Origin of the sequence: Treponema sp. (assembly GCF_052169735.1) — a bacterium.
GTDB lineage: Bacteria > Spirochaetota > Spirochaetia > Treponematales > Treponemataceae > Treponema.
This window is the reverse complement of record NZ_JBQNBW010000029.1, coordinates 16,151-32,566: the sequence shown is the minus strand read 5'-3', so window position 1 is coordinate 32,566 and position 16,416 is coordinate 16,151. Positions and strand designations below refer to the sequence as shown.

15 protein-coding genes are annotated in these 16,416 nt (G+C 44.9%); 10 read left to right on the top strand and 5 right to left on the bottom strand.

The annotated features are described in order from the left end of the window. Window positions 1-131 precede the first annotated feature (131 nt). A complete protein-coding gene (gene aroC / locus ACTTJ8_RS06375) occupies window positions 132-1,217 on the bottom strand; it encodes a chorismate synthase (RefSeq protein WP_442720656.1) in 1,086 nt (361 codons plus the stop codon). Continuing rightward, window positions 1,187-1,405, bottom strand: coding sequence for a hypothetical protein (locus tag ACTTJ8_RS06370; protein ID WP_442720655.1), 219 nt, complete (start codon window positions 1,403-1,405; stop codon window positions 1,187-1,189). The genes aroC and ACTTJ8_RS06370 overlap by 31 nt, the downstream gene beginning before the upstream one ends. 47 nt (window positions 1,406-1,452) lie before the next feature. On the opposite strand from ACTTJ8_RS06370, the gene ACTTJ8_RS06365 reads away from it, so the two are divergent. From ACTTJ8_RS06365 to ACTTJ8_RS06345, 5 genes are all read left to right on the top strand, one after another. Beyond that, on the top strand, window positions 1,453-2,874 hold the full coding sequence (locus ACTTJ8_RS06365) for an aminopeptidase (protein ID WP_442720654.1): 1,422 nt from the start codon (window positions 1,453-1,455) through the stop codon (window positions 2,872-2,874). A 23-nt stretch (window positions 2,875-2,897) separates the two neighbouring features. Continuing rightward, window positions 2,898-4,748, top strand: coding sequence for a phosphoglucomutase (locus ACTTJ8_RS06360; protein WP_442720653.1), 1,851 nt, complete (start codon window positions 2,898-2,900; stop codon window positions 4,746-4,748). Window positions 4,749-4,861: 113 nt separating this feature from the next. Beyond that, on the top strand, window positions 4,862-5,236 hold the full coding sequence (locus ACTTJ8_RS06355) for a PUR family DNA/RNA-binding protein (protein ID WP_442716082.1): 375 nt from the start codon (window positions 4,862-4,864) through the stop codon (window positions 5,234-5,236). A 109-nt stretch (window positions 5,237-5,345) separates the two neighbouring features. Beyond that, complete coding sequence (locus ACTTJ8_RS06350) at window positions 5,346-5,819, top strand: arginine repressor (RefSeq protein ID WP_442716083.1); 474 nt, start codon at window positions 5,346-5,348, stop codon at window positions 5,817-5,819. Window positions 5,820-6,021: 202 nt separating this feature from the next. After that, the gene (locus ACTTJ8_RS06345; RefSeq protein WP_442720652.1) at window positions 6,022-8,103 is read left to right on the top strand and encodes a methyl-accepting chemotaxis protein; all 2,082 of its coding nucleotides are present in this window, start codon (window positions 6,022-6,024) and stop codon (window positions 8,101-8,103) included. 193 nt (window positions 8,104-8,296) lie between these two features. On the opposite strand, the gene ACTTJ8_RS06340 is transcribed toward ACTTJ8_RS06345, so the two are convergent. Together ACTTJ8_RS06340 and ACTTJ8_RS06335 are read right to left on the bottom strand one after the other, a co-directional pair. Continuing rightward, window positions 8,297-9,067, bottom strand: coding sequence for a radical SAM protein (locus ACTTJ8_RS06340; RefSeq protein WP_442720651.1), 771 nt, complete (start codon window positions 9,065-9,067; stop codon window positions 8,297-8,299). A gap of 3 nt (window positions 9,068-9,070) precedes the next feature. Beyond that, window positions 9,071-9,577, bottom strand: a complete 507-nt coding sequence (locus ACTTJ8_RS06335; RefSeq protein WP_442720650.1) for a glutaredoxin family protein — start codon at window positions 9,575-9,577, stop codon at window positions 9,071-9,073. Window positions 9,578-9,895: 318 nt separating this feature from the next. Here ACTTJ8_RS06335 and ACTTJ8_RS06330 point away from each other — a divergent pair, with 318 nt between their 5' ends. The 3 genes from ACTTJ8_RS06330 to ACTTJ8_RS06320 all read left to right on the top strand — a co-directional run bounded on the left by ACTTJ8_RS06330 (window position 9,896) and on the right by ACTTJ8_RS06320 (window position 13,608). Further along, on the top strand, window positions 9,896-10,699 hold the full coding sequence (locus tag ACTTJ8_RS06330) for a MetQ/NlpA family ABC transporter substrate-binding protein (RefSeq protein WP_442720649.1): 804 nt from the start codon (window positions 9,896-9,898) through the stop codon (window positions 10,697-10,699). 155 nt (window positions 10,700-10,854) lie between these two features. Next, window positions 10,855-11,526, top strand: coding sequence for a tetratricopeptide repeat protein (locus ACTTJ8_RS06325; protein WP_442720648.1), 672 nt, complete (start codon window positions 10,855-10,857; stop codon window positions 11,524-11,526). Between the two features lie 192 nt (window positions 11,527-11,718). Continuing rightward, window positions 11,719-13,608, top strand: a complete 1,890-nt coding sequence (locus tag ACTTJ8_RS06320) for a DEAD/DEAH box helicase (protein ID WP_442720647.1) — start codon at window positions 11,719-11,721, stop codon at window positions 13,606-13,608. A gap of 338 nt (window positions 13,609-13,946) precedes the next feature. On the opposite strand, the gene ACTTJ8_RS06315 is transcribed toward ACTTJ8_RS06320, so the two are convergent. Further along, the gene (locus tag ACTTJ8_RS06315; RefSeq protein WP_442716090.1) at window positions 13,947-14,390 is read right to left on the bottom strand and encodes an Hsp20/alpha crystallin family protein; all 444 of its coding nucleotides are present in this window, start codon (window positions 14,388-14,390) and stop codon (window positions 13,947-13,949) included. 565 nt (window positions 14,391-14,955) lie between these two features. Here ACTTJ8_RS06315 and ACTTJ8_RS06310 point away from each other — a divergent pair. Next, entirely contained in the window at window positions 14,956-15,630 is a 675-nt protein-coding gene (locus tag ACTTJ8_RS06310) for a DUF2259 domain-containing protein (RefSeq protein ID WP_442716091.1), read from the top strand. A gap of 61 nt (window positions 15,631-15,691) precedes the next feature. Beyond that, window positions 15,692-16,345 carry a hypothetical protein gene (locus ACTTJ8_RS06305; RefSeq protein ID WP_442716092.1) on the top strand — a complete coding sequence of 218 codons (654 nt, stop codon included), beginning with the start codon at window positions 15,692-15,694 and terminating at the stop codon, window positions 16,343-16,345. The last annotated feature ends 71 nt before the right edge of the window (window positions 16,346-16,416 follow it).

Here is a 16,416-nt window from a genome sequence, read left to right as displayed (position 1 = left end):
ATAATTCTATGACTTTATTATACGAGGGTTTAATACCCCGACGCTCTGCGTCGTAGCAAAGGGTATTAAAGCCGACTGCAACCACCTTATGAGAACAACAACCCCGACGCAAGCGTCGGGGTTGTTGATTATCAAAAGTCCGTCTGTTGCCGCATGATCATATCCGCCATCACCACCGCCGTCATCGCTTCAATCACGGGCATTATCCGCCGGTAGAGGCATACGTCATGCCGTCCGGTAATTGCATACCGCACATACTCTCCCGTGCTGCTTTGCATCAGCTGTTCCTGTGCGATGGAAGGTACGGGTTTTACTGCTGCTTGAAACACAATGTCATTTCCATCGGAAATTCCTCCGGCGATCCCTCCATGATGATTTTTACCGGCAGTATTGGCTTCCGAGCCGGTCATGCGGGCAATCTGAAATCCTGCACCGAAGGCAATCCCCTTCACACTGCCGATGGACAGCACTGCTTTTGCGAGTTCCGCTTCCAGTTTGTCAAAGACTGGCTCACCGAGACCGGGAGGAACACAGCCTATCCGGCACTCAATCACCGCTCCGGCGGAATCTCCTGCGGCTTTTAGCTCCGCAAGGACATCCCGGATTGCAGCAGGCAGCTCATCCGCCATCCTTACCGGCGGTTTACAAGGAATACCGGCAATCTCTATTGCTGCAGCCGCAATGCTGATGGGGGATGCGGTATGGAATTGTTCCACAGGAGGAATACCTGTCTGTGCAGCATCCGCAGTATAAAAGGATGTTGCCGGGCGTTTTGCGTAGTGTGCAAGTATCTTTTTTGCCACAGCGCCTGCTGCGATCCGTGCTGCGGCTTCGCGCCCGGATGCCCGCCCGCCGCCGCGCCAGTCGCGGCGGCGGTATTTTGCCTCATAGGCAAAATCCGCATGACCGGGGCGGTACAAGGTTTTGAGCGCTCCGTAGTCATGCGGGCGGGCATCGGCGTTGCGGATCAGTACGGCAATCGGTGTTCCAAGGGTAAAGCCCTCAAACACACCGGAAAGGATTTCTGGTGTGTTTGCTTCACGGCGTGCTGTTTCAAAGGCACCTGCCGGACGCGCAGCTCGTAAGTCTGCAGCAATATCTTCAACGGTAAGCGGAATACCGGCGGGACAACCGTCAATAACAGCGCCGATTGCCGCTCCGTGACTTTCGCCGAAAGTAGTAACCTTCAAAAGAGTTCCAAAAGTATTTCCTGCCATACCGGCATCTTACTGTAAACGGTATGCCGCCGCAAGCACAATGTGGTAGCCGTGGTAACGGGTGTTATCAGTTTTATTCGTGCGGAGAGTAAATGCTCATAAGCCGCGTTAGGGCTGTTGATTCGGGGATGCCAAAAACACGTTGCTTCGGTTCCCATCGTAAAAAGCTCTTTTATAATTCTTTTCAATATTATATACTGTAATGGTTATTGACATTACCTAAGGGGGATTTAATATGGAACTGGCATATAAGGCAAAAACGGCATGGGAAACGCTGACTGCAGAAGAACTTGCAGAAATGCAGACATTCTCTCAAGACTATATCGCATTTTTAAATCATGGAAAAACAGAGCGTGAATGTACCGCTCAAATCATACAGCATGCAAAGGCTGCCGGTTTTAAACCGCTTGAAGAGGTTATTAAAAGCGGTACAGCTCCTGCTGGCACCAAGGTCTATCTCAATAATAAAGACAAATCTGTGGTGATGATGGTGCTGGGGAAGGATATTACCGAAGGAATGAATATCGTCGGCGCTCATATTGACAGTCCGCGACTTGACCTCAAGCAAATGCCGCTCTATGAGGATTCAAACCTTGCTTTTTTAAAGACGCACTATTACGGCGGTATTAAAAAGTACCAGTGGACAACAATTCCGCTTGCTATTCACGGTGTGATCTTTACAAAGGAAGGAAAAAAAGTCGAAATTTGTATCGGCGAAGATGAAAATGATCCGGTTTTGTTTATCAACGATTTACTGATTCACCTTTCAAAAAAACAGCTGCAGGAAACATTGGCAGAAGGAATAACTGCGGAACAGCTCAACGTGTTGGTCGGCAACATGAAACCTGCTGCTCCAGAGGAGAAAAAAGACGGGGATGATGCAAAAAAGGAAAGTGCCAATCCTGTCAAAGAAAACATCCTTAAAATACTGAATACAAAGTATGGTATTGTAGAAGAAGATTTCAGAATTGCAGAACTCGAAGTTGTTCCGGCAGGAAAGGCTCGTCATGTCGGGCTGGATAATTCGATGGTTGCTGGACATGGACACGATGACCGTGTGTGTGCATACACAACACTGCGGGCAATACTCGATGTTACCGGCGTTCCGGAAAAGACAGCAGTTGCCCTCTTTGCAGATAAAGAAGAAATCGGTTCGGTTGGAAATACCGGAATGACAGCGTTGTACTTTGAAAATATGGTTGCAGAGCTTGCAGCCTTACAAAAGGCTCCCTGCGATATCGGTGTCCGCCGTGCATTTGCCCATTCGTGTATGCTGTCTGCCGATGTGTCTGCGGGTTATGATCCGGCATTCCCCTCTGTTTTTGAAAAATTGAATGCAGCCTATATCGGCAGCGGAATTTGTATCAATAAATACACTGGTTCAGGCGGTAAGAGCGGGTCAAATGATGCCAATGCTGAATATCTGCAAGAGATTAGGCACTTGTTCGATACCAACAAAGTTGTGTGGCAAACGGCGGAGCTCGGTTTGACCGATGCCGGCGGCGGCGGAACCATTGCGTATATTCTGGCTAAATACGGTACAGAGGTTGTAGACTGCGGTGTGCCGGTTTTATCCATGCACGCCCCCATCGAATTGGTCAGTAAGGCTGATATTTTAATGGCCTACCGCGCCTACCGCGCATTTTTAAATCGGTAACAGCGCTGCAAAGGAGACCGGCAATGAATACACTATACCCTGAGCTGCAGGCGGCTTTTGATAAGCTCATTCTTTCGGCTTCAGGCTGGCGGAAAGTCTTTGCTCCATCGGGCATTGAAAGCGATGCTGATCCTCAAATTACCGCAGCAGACCGTGATATTGTTTTTTTTGCAGCTCAAGTATTTGCGGAATTTTTGCATGAGGAATTTCCGGCAATTACCACCATAGTTGTAGCGCGGGATAGCCGTCCCACCGGAGCCGTACTGCTGGAAGAAGCTGTCTTGGCTCTTACAGCAGCTCCTTCTCAGCCTGACGTGCAGTCTACCGGAATAACCGCTGCGCCGGAGATTATGGCGTATGCCCGGTCTGCCGGGGCTGCTTTCATGTATATTTCCGCAAGTCATAATCCCATCGGGCATAACGGCTTTAAATTCGGCTTGGCGAACGGCGGTGTACTTGACGGGGAGCAGTCCGCCCGGCTTATTGCTCGGTTTACCCAGAAATGCGCTGCAGCCCATCGGGAAACAGCAGCCGGTTTGCGTACCTCGGTTGACGCTGCGCGGTGCCGCACAATACTTGAAGCGGAGGCAGCTCATAAACAGGCAGCTCTTGCTGCGTATCAAAGCTTTTTACAAACGGTTATTGCCGACTCAACCGATGTCAAGGAACAAGAAGCATTTTTTTCCGGGATTAAAGCGCAGTGTACAGCGCTTGCCAATGCAGGCAAGCCCTTTACGCTGGTAGCGGATTTTAACGGCAGCGCCCGTGCAGCCTCTGTTGACCGGCGTTTCTTTGAACAGCAGGGTATGCAGCTTATCGGTATTGCAGAAAAAGCCGGAGAAATTGTGCACGGCATTATCCCCGAAGGTGATAACCTCAAAACGTGTGCGGAAGCACTGGAACGCTTGCATCATACCGATCCCGCCCGGGCAGAAAACACGCTGTTTGGTTATATGCCGGACTGCGACGGCGACCGCGGCAATATTATCTACTGGGATGAAGCACAGCAAAAAGCGCTGATACTGGATGCGCAGGAGGTTTTTGCGCTGTCAGTGCTTGCCGAATTAAGCTATATGCACTATTGCGGCAAGGATAAAATACCGCTTGCGGTTACGGTAAACGGACCGACCTCGCTCCGCATTAACGAGATTGCCGCCGCGTTGGGTGCCGAAGTGTTCTATGCAGAAGTAGGGGAGGCGAATGTTGTAAACCGTGCAGAAGATGCCCGCCGCTACGGGTACACCGTACGGATTTTGGGTGAAGGTTCAAACGGCGGCAATATTACCTATCCAGCTGCCGTGCGCGACCCGTTGAACACACTCTTTGCCATCAGCAAACTGTTTTTGATACGGGATGTTTCCGGCGCACCATGTCCGTTCCATATTTGGTGTGAACGGTCGGGGCAGACTGCAAAGTATCGGGATAATTTTACCTTTGCAGATATTATCGCAACGCTGCCGCACTATCGGACAACCCCCACGCAGGAAGCACGGGCGTTGATGCATATCGGCACAACTGATCATGCTGCACTCAAATCAGCGTATCAGAAGATTTTTATGCAAGAATGGGCGGAAAAAAAGCAGCTATTAAAAGACCAGTTCGGCATTGAATCCTGTAAGGTATTTTCCTACAATCGAACAGTGTGTACGGAAAATTTTGCCGATTTTGGGCTGTCCGGAAAGGGCGGACTCAAGGTGCAGTTCTATACAGCCGATCATATACCGGTTGCCTTTATCTGGATGCGCGGTTCCGGTACCGAACCGGTATTCCGTATCATGGCTGATATTAAAGGAGACAATCAAGATGCCGAAGTCTACCTTGTGCAATGGCAAGGAGAGATGGTACGCAGGGCTGATGCCGCGCTTACTAAGTGATGCCGTCCGGTACTGTTTGAAACAGTGCTTTTTGAATGTTTAATAACACAGGGTGTCTCTTAACACGCTTCGTTTTTTAAGATGCCCATCGGGTATAAGGGAAGGATAAAACAATGGGAATTAGAGGTGAATTATTCACAACGCAAATTCCGGTAGAAAACCGGACATATTTTTTCAATGTAAAAGAAAACCGGTTGGGTGATGTATTTTTGCAGATTGTAGAAAGCAAAAATACTGATGGAGCAGGCTTTGACCGCCACGCAATCGTGGTGTTTCAAGATGAAATGCAAACTTTTTTACAAGGATTGAACCAAAGCCTTGAGTTTATTGAAAAAAAGCGGAAGGAACAGCTCAAAGAAAAACGGGAAAAAAAGCAGCGGAGTACGGAAGCCGGAGATGCCCCAAAAAAGAAGATATTCACCAAGCGAGATGCTCCCCAAAAACCTGCACGAAAAGTAAGAATCGTAAAAAAAGATACTGAAGCGTAGCGGAGTAAACCGTGAGCAACCTGGTTGGGGTTATATCCCGATAGCTCTGTGCCGGATGATTTTCTTGACTTTTTTAAGTATTTATGCACTATGAGTACAGGTGGCATACGTGAAACAGAGGCTTACAAGGTTAAAAACAATCAGAAAATTGATAACATCATATCCCATTGAATCTCAAGAAATGCTGCAGGGATATTTGGATCGTGAGGGTTTTTTTGTAACACAAGCAACATTGTCGCGTGATTTAAAGATGCTCAAGGTCAGCAAGGTTTCGAATGCTAAGGGTGATTATGTGTACACCGTTCCCAGCGAAGACCGTCCCCACGAAGCAGAGCAGGCCGGAGTGCAAGATTTCTTGCGCGGCTACATTTCTATTGACTGTTCCGGCAATATGGCTGTTATCAAAACATATTCGGGGCATACTGATCTGATTTCTATGGCGCTTGAAAATATGAATTTTGAATCGATACTCGGAATTATTGCCGGGCGGGATAACTGTGTGTTTATCTGTTTGCGGGAAGGCGTAACAGGCGAACAATTCTTGAGAGAGCTCAAAGACCGAATCCCTGAACTGGAAGACTAAATAGCTGCTTTTTACAAAACTGCGGTAAATGCATTGTATAGAGGGTTCCGATGTATTTATAGTACTCTGATGCCGAAAAGCACCCTAGATCAACTTTTAAAAATACAGTACACTTTGTCTGTAACCATACGGGAACTCTGCTGGAATTGCTATTTTAGTATTTCCCGTAAAATCCTATCTTATCGTATCGTGCGGAGAGTATATGAAAATATGTACATCAGTGAATTTCTTTTTGTCAATAGCACTTATGATCGCTGTTTGTGGATCTTTAGCCTTTACGGTCACACAGGCAAAATCCTACATCGAAAGTAACTTCTACCAAGATGTACCATTTATGCTGGATTCTTCAGCCAGTGAGCTTCAAAAGGATTTAGCCGTCGGCTTAGCGCTTTCAGAAAAATTAGCAACGGAGCCATATTTGCTGCAATGGTTTGAAAGCCGGGAAACAGACAGCCGCAGCGGAGCACAGGTAACCGATATGCTCATCAGTCTCAGCAAAAAAGCACCGTTTTCTACCGCATTTGTCGCTTCACAGCTAACCGGCGGTTATTATGTGGTTGACAATACAAAAAACATCAAAAAAGATACATTGAAAGAAACAGATACAGCGGACAGCTGGTTTTTCACTTTACTGCAGAAGCCGCAGCAAATTTTTTATAATCTGGATTACAGTAAAACACTGAACGAAATCAATTTTTGGTTTGATGTGAAAATTTTCAATACAGCCGGTACGGCGATCGGTTTTGCCGGTATGGCGGTAAATTTAGAAAAAGCCGTTACAAAGATGAAGTCTTCTCTGCCTAGTTCGCAGTCTTGGGTTGGCGTTATTGATGATACGGGTAAGATTTCCCTCTGTTCTAATGCCGATTATACAACTAAAAAGCTGGATACTATTGTAGGCGTTTTATCTACCGTAAAAGGGTATGGTAATTTGCAATCCTATAACGACTCATCGCTTGGAACGATGATCGTTGTAAAAAAACAATTAGACAACTTACCATACTATGCCGTTTTAGCAGTACCGCTCCGCGATTTTGTCCCTCCAATCTTTTCGATTTTGCACTATTCAATACTCTGGACAGTCGGGCTGCTGATTCTTATTATTATTGCAACTCAAATATTCCTGCGCACTGTCTTTATTCGGTTTAATAGGATCAACGGCTTTTTTGAGAAAGTTGCAGAGGGAGATTTTACCATCCAATCGGATGTGCATACCGATGAAACAGGCAGTATCGCCGCGGTTATGAATGATGCTATTGCAAAGATACGCAGATCCTTTACCATCATTATCGAATCGACAAAAAATATGCTGGCGGTGAGCAAAACGCTCTCTGCAAAAATGATGGAATCATCGGTAGCGCTTAATCAAATTACCGGAAATATCGAACATACCGAAAGCCGTATTATGCAGCAGCATGCGGAAGTAACCGAAACCGCACAAAAGGTGAGCACTATCACGCAAACGATGGCCGATCTTGATGCTCATATTGATAGTCAGGCAAAAAGCATTGTGCAATCGTCGGCTTCGCTTGAAGAAATTGTAAAAGACATACAAACACTTCAGAGCCGAGCGGAAAAGAACCTGCAATCAATTAAAACGCTTGAAAAAACTACCCATACCGGTAAAGAAACTGTTGCAATGGTAGTAGAGGTGACCCGTGTCATTACGGAACAGTCGGAAGGGTTGCTCGATGCTATTACCGTTATTCAAAATACTGCAAGTCAAACAAACCTTCTTGCTATGAATGCCGCAATCGAAGCAGCGCATGCCGGGGAAGCCGGTAAAGGATTTGCGGTTGTAGCTGATGAAATACGGAAGCTCGCCGAAGAATCCGGGGCACAGGGTACCAGTATCACAAAAGTCTTGGAAGAGTTAAAGCATAAGATTGAAAGTCTGAATGGTGCGGGCCCCTTAGTTGCTGAACAGTTCGAAAAAATCAGTACAATGATGGATTTTATCTACCGTCAAGAAGATGGTATGATCCGTACTATGAAAGAACAAAAACAGGGTGGAGAAAACCTGCTTTCTGTTATCAAAGGAATGAACGAAGTAACCACCAAGGTCAAACGCGCTTCAAATGAAATTTTGACAGAAGCAACTAATATAACTGAAGGTATTGACAAACTTGCACGGCTTTCCGATGAAATTACTCAAAATATGTCGGAAATGTCGGTAGGAGTCACGGAGGTAAACAAGGCTGTGCAGGAAGTGAATGATATAGCTGTCAGCAATACGAAAAATGCTACACATGTTACTGAGGAAATCGAAAAATTTAAGGTGTAGCGAAACCGCTTTGTTTTAGGCACATAGCCTTTCCTCTGTAATCAACAACCCCGACGCAAGCGTCGGGGTATTAACCCCTCCGCACGAATAAAAACGGCAGCTGTGTCTCCATCGGACTCAGCTGCCGTTTTGCATTCCAACGCCATATCTTTTGGGAAAGCCCTTCCTACAAAGTGTGTTTTTAGCAGTTCGATTACCGTAACGTACTATGCGGAATTTTTGTCTGTGCCAGCAGTATCAGCTGCTTCATTTCTTCCATTGTGTAGGGACGGATTTTATTCCAAGCAGGGTTCAAACACTGTCCCGGTAAGAATGGGGCAAAAAACCACTGCGCGTCGTGTTGCAGTAGATCAGCAATAGCCTGTATATCTGCGGCTTGTACAAGCGGAGGTACAAACACCGTCCGGTACTCTATTTCAACCGGATGTGCAGAGGCTTCCGGTGTTTGTAAAAGTTTGAGTGTTTTTTTGAGCGCCGTTTCGGCGTGCAGCCCATCTGCGGGAGAGCCGTCCTGCCGAGCTGCCAGCAGTTCTCCATACCGGGATGGATTGGTTTTTATATCCAGGGCAACCATATCGGGGCATAGCGCTCGATCACCAAGCAGTGCCTGTAAAGCATCGGGCAATAGTCCGTTTGTGTCAAGCTTGACTGCAAGCCCAGCTTTTTTTGCCCGTACAATCAGTTCCGGTACTACAGGAGACAACAAAGCCTCACCGCCGGAGATTACTAGCCCCTGCAAAACCGATTTTCTTTTTTCAATATGTTCAAAGACCGCTTCAACCGGCACATAATCATTATTGCCTCCCGCAGAGGCTCTTATCACCGGTCCGTGCAAAACCGAAGCACAGACCAGTTCTGCATTGTAGCAATACGGACAGCGGAGATTGCAGCCCGGTAAAAAAACCGCAGCAGCAAGCCGGCGCGGGTAGTTTACAAGAGAGGTTTTTTGTAAACCGACATTCATATCTTAGGCAATATTCACCTTTACCGTACAAGGCTGCAAGCCGTATGCTTTCAGATCAGCAACAGAATATGCACGGGCGATTTCTTTTTCTTCAGCATTATACATGATCACGGCAGGACAGGAGCGGACACCGTGTGCCGCCGCTGTTTTTAAGCCTTCATCAGTATCTGCATCAATATAACGGACAGGAATATCAAGTTCATTGCAATATTCTTTTACCGGCGGACAATGAGGACAGGTGCGACGGGTATACACTTCCAGCAATGCGGGATATTGTATAGCTGCGCACGACTCTCTCTTTTGAGAGCCGGCATACACAGCAGTTTTATCATTTTTATCAGTAAACATTGTGCGTTGATCAAATTCTTCACGCTTGCCTTTATTCCAATTACGGACAGAACGGTAATACCCAACGATGCGGGCATACACTTCTGTCGGCGAACCGTGTACATCTTCGAGGGCAGCCTGCACTGCTGCAATATCCGCTTGAATTTCGGCTTGTGTTCTCATATTAGTACTCCCCTTGTTAATCCTGTTATGATACAACTTTAGGATCATTTATATAGTGTTTATTTATATTGTGCCGGCAACTATACCACTAGATATAGCGCATGTCAAGTACAGTAAAAGAAGCATGTAAAAAAAGCTGCTTCCTCTATACGGCAGCAGCAACCGCTGATACTTTGTTGAGAACCTCTAAAAAACTATCCGAGTTTTTAGTGTCGAACTGTTCGAAAACACAGTTATCGAACAGTTCTATTCTCACTAGACAGAAATAGCGGATATATAGTAGTTTACTTCCTATCCTAATTCAGAAGGAGGTTAGTAATGAAAAGAGTATTCTTACTACTGTTTAGCGTAATTTTTTGTGCAGGGGTGTTTATTTCTTGCGCAAAAAAAGACAATGGACAAAACGTTCTAACTGTTGCGGCAAGTCCGGAACCTCATAAAGCTATCTTAGAACTGGTGGCAGACGATCTTGCAAAAGAGAATATTATTCTCAAGATTACTGAGTTTACCGATTATATAACGCCTAATGAGGCAGTTGAGAGCGGAGAACAGTTGGCAAATTTTTTCCAGCATGTTCCGTATATGGAAAGTTTTAATAATGAGCACGGTTATCACCTCGTAAGTGCCGGTAATGTGCATGTTGAACCGCTTGCTCTTTATTCGTCAAAGTACAAAAGCATGTCGGAGTTTAAAGCCGGTGATACGATTGCTATCCCTAACGATCCCACAAATGAAGCGCGTGCCTTACTTCTGTTGGACTCTATCAATCTTATTATGCTGCGTAACGGCGTCGGTTTAGCAGCTACCCCGCAAGACATTGAAGAAAATCCTTCGAATTTTGCATTTAAAGAGATCGAAGCTGCAACGCTTCCTCGGGTACTTTCTGATGTTGATGGTGCGGTGATCAACGGTAACTACGCTATTCCGGCAGGACTTTCTGCAGCAAAAGACGGGCTGCTGGTTGAAGGAAAGGATTCTCCTTATGCCAATATCATCGCTGTTAAACAAGGAAATGAAAACGATCCGCGTATTAAGGCATTGATCAAAGCTCTGCAAAGCGATAAAGTACGTAAGTATATTGTTGAAAAATATCCGAACGGCGAGGTTGTTCCGGCATTCTGATTTGCATAAATGCAAAATATAGCTTGGCTGTGTGCGCTCTGGCGTATACAGCTGCAGCAATTCCTAATGGGTGTCTTCTAAAATACAAACTGAAGTTTTAAAAGATGCCCTATAAATATAGGCACACCCTGCCGGAACACAGAGAGGTTATTTGTATGGTCATACCGCAGCATATCCGCAATTTGCTCAAATCTTTGCTTTGTATATGCTTATTCAGTGCTGTAACTGTTTTATACGCACAAGAGAAAGTTGATGCGCTCAAACTCTACCGTACCGGGCGCAGTCTTGACAGTGCGGGAAGAGGTGATGAAGCACGAACTGCGTATTCCGATGCTATTAATGTTTGTCTCGCAGAACTCAAGCAGAATCCCCGCAATATGGATTCTTATACTGTATATACCTGGTCGCTCTTTCGGTTGCATCGGTACCGTGAAACTATTAACATCTGTAACGAGGCGCTTAAACTCGCATCAGATGTCCGTATTATCGAAACTCTCGGCGAAGCATACTTTTATGTGAATGACTATAAGGAATCTCTGCGGCAGATGGAGCGGTATATTGATATGGCTCCTACCGGAGAACGGGCAAGTGTTGCCTATTTCTATGCAGGAGATATTTACCGGCTCACCAAACGCTATCAAAAAGCTGATATTGCCTATTCTGCTGCCGTGCATTTAGAGCCATCCAATTCATTATGGTGGTACCGCTTAGGTCTTGCCCGCGAGCAGTCGGGAAATAAGCAAAGCGCTAAAGATGCATTCCAGCGGGCATTAAGCATCAGAAAAGATTATAAAGAAGCTGCCGATGGGCTTGCCCGCCTGCAGTAGTCTCTGAAATACTGCACAATGTCTAATAAATTACCCGCATAGCAGTGAAATTACGGCTCATAAGACAAAAATACTACAAAAAGTCTGCCTTAATCGGAAAAACTTGGCAACTTTACTCTATAATGAGCATAATAGGAACATGCTAAGGCACCCTATCAACTTGTCGCCGTATTTGTTATACTTACGGCAATTATGAATATATCTTTTAGAGATTTAGGACTTGATGATTCTGTATTAAATGCGGTGATTGCCAAAGGCTTTGAAGAACCAACGCCTATCCAAGTATTGGCAATTCCGCGTCTTTTAAATGGTGATGCAAATGTGATTGCAAAAGCACGGACGGGAACCGGCAAAACTGCCGCGTATGGACTGCCGCTCGTGCAGGAATTAAAAGAATCACGGGAAAAACCACGGGCATTGGTACTTGTACCCACTCGCGAACTTGCATTGCAAGTTGCCTTAGAAATAGAATCGTTTAAAGAGGGGACATATCCCCGCATAATAACCGTGTACGGCGGAGCCTCTATCGTAGAACAGCTGCGGAACTTAAAGCGGGGATCGGAGATTGTCGTTGGAACCCCCGGCCGCGTTATTGATCATTTGGAACGAGGATCGCTCAATTTAGAGACGATCGAATATTTTATCCTTGATGAAGCCGACGAAATGCTGAATATGGGATTTATTGAGGATATAGAAACTATCTTTCAAAAAGCCAATCCTCATTCACGGGTGCTGATGTTCTCTGCAACAATGCCTAAGCAGATACTCAAAATAGCTGCCGATTTTATGGGCGAATACGAAATTGTAGAAGAAGAAGCATCGGAAGAACCGCTCCCGCTGACCGAACAATTTTTCTGGATAGTACGGGAAGAAGATAAAACGGAAGCGTTGGTACGCTTAATCGACACGGCAGATAAGTTTTATGGGCTTGTGTTTTGTCAGACAAAAGCAGATGCCGATGCGGTAGCAAAAGAACTGGATGAACGGCATTACGACGCAGCAGCCTTGCATGGCGATATACCGCAAAGTCAGAGAGAAAAAATCCTCAGCCGGTTTAGAGCAGGGAAAACCCGTATCTTAGTTGCCACTGATGTTGCCGCCCGTGGTATTGATATAGAAGGCATTACGCATGTCGTCAACTACTCTATCCCTTATGACGGACCTACCTATACACACCGTATCGGAAGAACCGGACGGGCAGGAGCAAAAGGAACTGCGGTTAGCTTTATACGTCCGAATGAACGGCGCAGAATAGACTATTTACGCCGCCATGCACGGGGAGAGCTGCAGGAAGGCAAAATTCCTTCCATAGAGAAGGTTTTGTCGCAAAAGCAGGATCGGCTCTTTACCGAGTTAAAACAGCAGCTTAGCAGCATTCAAACGGATCATGCCGTCAACAAGGCTTTTACCGAACTTGCAGAAGAACTTTTACAGCATCATACCAATGAGTGCCTGACGATAAAAGAATCTCTGCACGAAAACCTTGAATCCTCTGGTGCTGCTCATATCTTCGATGCAGAAATAGCTATCGGAGAATCAGAAGAGTCTTGTGCAACTGAACATGATCCTACATTGCTCCTCGCAGCAGTTTTGCAGCTCCACTACGGCACCGTTTTATCAGCATCGCATTACCGGAATATCAAAGTTCCCCGCAGTGAAGGCAGCACCAAGAAAAGTACAGCGGAAAATACCCTGCGCCTCTATATAGGGCGAGGACGGAAAGACGGTACTAGTAAGCGAAGTCTCGCACAATTTTTAAGTACCTTACTTTCCATTCCTGAACACAAGGTTGACCGTATTGAATTATTTGACCGGTTTTCACTTGCGGACTTACCCGCTGAAGCAGCGCATGAAGCACTGCGTCTTTCAAAAAAACGTTCTGATGTACCGCATATACACATCGATGTAAAATCAGATACGGCACCGGAAAAAGCCGCTCATCCGGCAGGGTTTGGAAAGAAGAGTTCTTCTCGAAAGGCACGCGAAGGGAACCGGCGTGAAGCATTCTTGCGCGAAAAAGAAAATAGAAAAAAGCATCTGCTTACCACGGGATCAGCGGCTGCATATAAAAAACGGAAATAAAAAGACAGGAGGGAATAGAAACACAAACTTACCCGGAACAGCCAGCCCCCCGGCAGGCTGTTCCGATAAGAATGCGGCAGAGTAGCAGCTGTGTAGCTGTCCTCATACCTGATTTTTAAATAAAGGAGACTGACAACCCCGCTTGCAGCGAATTTACACGCTACGTTCGAGTACTTGTTAACAAAGCAGAACGCAGGAAGTTACACATATTGCTCATTTTATGCAATATTGCCGCCCATTTAAAAAAAGAAAACCCTCCCTACGGAGTGTAAAGAGGGTATTGTTTACCGTCTGTTTTTTATTTACATACTATGCAAATAAGCAGACGGTAAATTGTTTCAGTTTGACTTAATCGAAATCTGGCGGCGGGGAGCAGCTTCCTTACGAGGGATGGTAACCGTCAATACCCCGTTTTTGAACGCAGCATCTACCTTCTCTTGATCGATATCCTCCGGTAAGGTGAAACGTCTGACAAACCGATGTTGACTGCGCTCTCGGATCAAAAACTGTTCGCCATTAGCGTTTTCTTCTTTTTCTTTATTTTCCTCATGCACAGAGGCAAGGGTTAAAACCCGTTCCTTGAGATGAATAGTTACATCTTTTTCCGTATAACCGGGCAGATCAATATCCATCAAGTACGCACTGCTTGTTTCACGTACATCTACTGCAGGATAAGCAGCATTTGCCAATGGACTAAAAACACCAAAACGGGATGTTTCTTTGTTCAGACTGTCAAAAACGTTATCCGCAAATAAAGGGTTAAAAATACTTAATGAGTTCATAGTGTTCCTCCAAAAGGCTGTAATATTGTAGAGCTTTTAGAAAGCTCTTGAAGTTTTTCACTTCACTTACTATACAGCAAGAATCGTGCCAAGTTTTCTTAAACTAAGCTAAAAATGCATAAAATTAAAAAAACTTACCGCTATCAGAGAAATAGCGTGAAAAATACATGCAAAACAGAGCTTCAGCACTGATATAATGCTTTATCTGTAGTCTTTCAGGAGGAAAATAAACTTTTTTGCTGCTTTGAATTGGGTAAAACCGGTGCAAAGGAATAGTACAACCGGTTTTGTAGGCGCAGTTTTCTCAGTAAAGGCAATAGTATGCCGCTGTGTATATTACAAGTGTGTCATTTTATATATCAAATTGAGTCATTATTTTTACACAATTTGCAAAATATGTATCATAATTACACATTCTTTTTGTAACCTGTATGTGGTATGATACGGGGTGTTGATTATAAAGTTTTGGCATAGTTTTCCGATATAAGGAATGGATGCGCGGTATACACTGTTCGTGCATCAATGCTGTATTTTTGTAAGGCTGTGCCTGAAGACAGGAGTTATTATGCGAAAACTATGTACGATAATCGTTACGGCTGTGTTCAGTATGACTGTTTACGCTGGGGATATTGCTAATTTTGTCAATTTAGGCTTTTCAGCCGATGGTTCGAAATTTGCTTTTGGGCAATACGGGTTGCAGGATAAAACGTATCGCGCTTATGCTGAAATCTATGCTGTTGACATTAAATCCAATACCTTTTTACCCGGCGGTATTTTTCGGACATCGCCTGCAAAACAGACTGAAGGAAAAGAAAGTAAATCTACTTTTCTTGCACTTCAAAATAGGGCACAAGCAGCTTTGAGCAAATGGGATATTTCCGAAACTCGGCAAGGGCGTGTGCTATATGCACAAACAGAATCGACGGCAGGAAATCAAACTCTCTTTTTTCGGGATTTTCAGACCAGTGATGAATATATTGTTGTGCTGAATACAACGCAAAAAGGAAAAACAGAGAGTTCCTTCTATCTGGATGTCGAAAAAACAAAACCTAATGGCACAAAGATTAAACAACAGGTAGGTAGACCAGACTATGTGCGTAGCGGTGTTAAAAATTATGCAGTCAAAAAGATTGTGATAGATGATACCTCTCATGCACTAATATTTATTATAGAAAAAAATGAATACTCTGCTGCCGGCGATTCTTTCCGTTATATGATTGAAGCGGCTTTAATTAACTAGTATATGGAAATTTAATCATTCTGCTATTTTAATTTTTTGTTATACCGTATATACTGGAGACATGAGTGCTGATATAGTAATTACAGACGATCGTCTCCGGTTTTCGCTCAGTTTAGCGGATTTTTTAAGGGTACAGGGACAGCATGTAAGTTTGACAGCTGATCTTGAACAGAATAAAGATAAAAAGATTGAAGAAAGAATCGGACCGGTAATTTCGTGGAATCGTAATTCGTCGTTCTCAATGCAGTCTCTGCCGCTTCAATTTAAAAATCTCCAGCTTGATATAGAAACAGCGCTTATTATATTTGATGCTGTTGAATATATTTCATTATATCCTGATACAGGTCTCCTGAATGCCGATCGAGTTATTACGGAATTGGTTACCGCAAATATGCAGTTCAGTTATACGATGTTACGGTATTTTATGCAGAGGAAATCCGGTAAACTGATCTTTATCCATCGGGATGTCCCGCTCTCATGTGAAAATATTCCAATAGCAGCAGCTTCAGGCGCATTTGCACGGATGGCAGAAGAAAGCGTTATGACTATTGCCCGTGAAGAAAATTCGTTATTGCAGACAATGCTTGTCCGTTTTGAAGGAGAGGAAAATGCGTTGTATATCGAATGGCTGGCAGCCCAGATCGGTATGCCGGTCTTGTCCCGTATTCCGGGGCGCTGGATTAAGGCAGGGCAGCGAGGGTTATTTGGAAAATAGCATAAAGCGTGCGGGCGGCTGTTACTCCTTCATGTTTCGGTTTAAGAAGCATTGGGAGTGATATTAAGCGG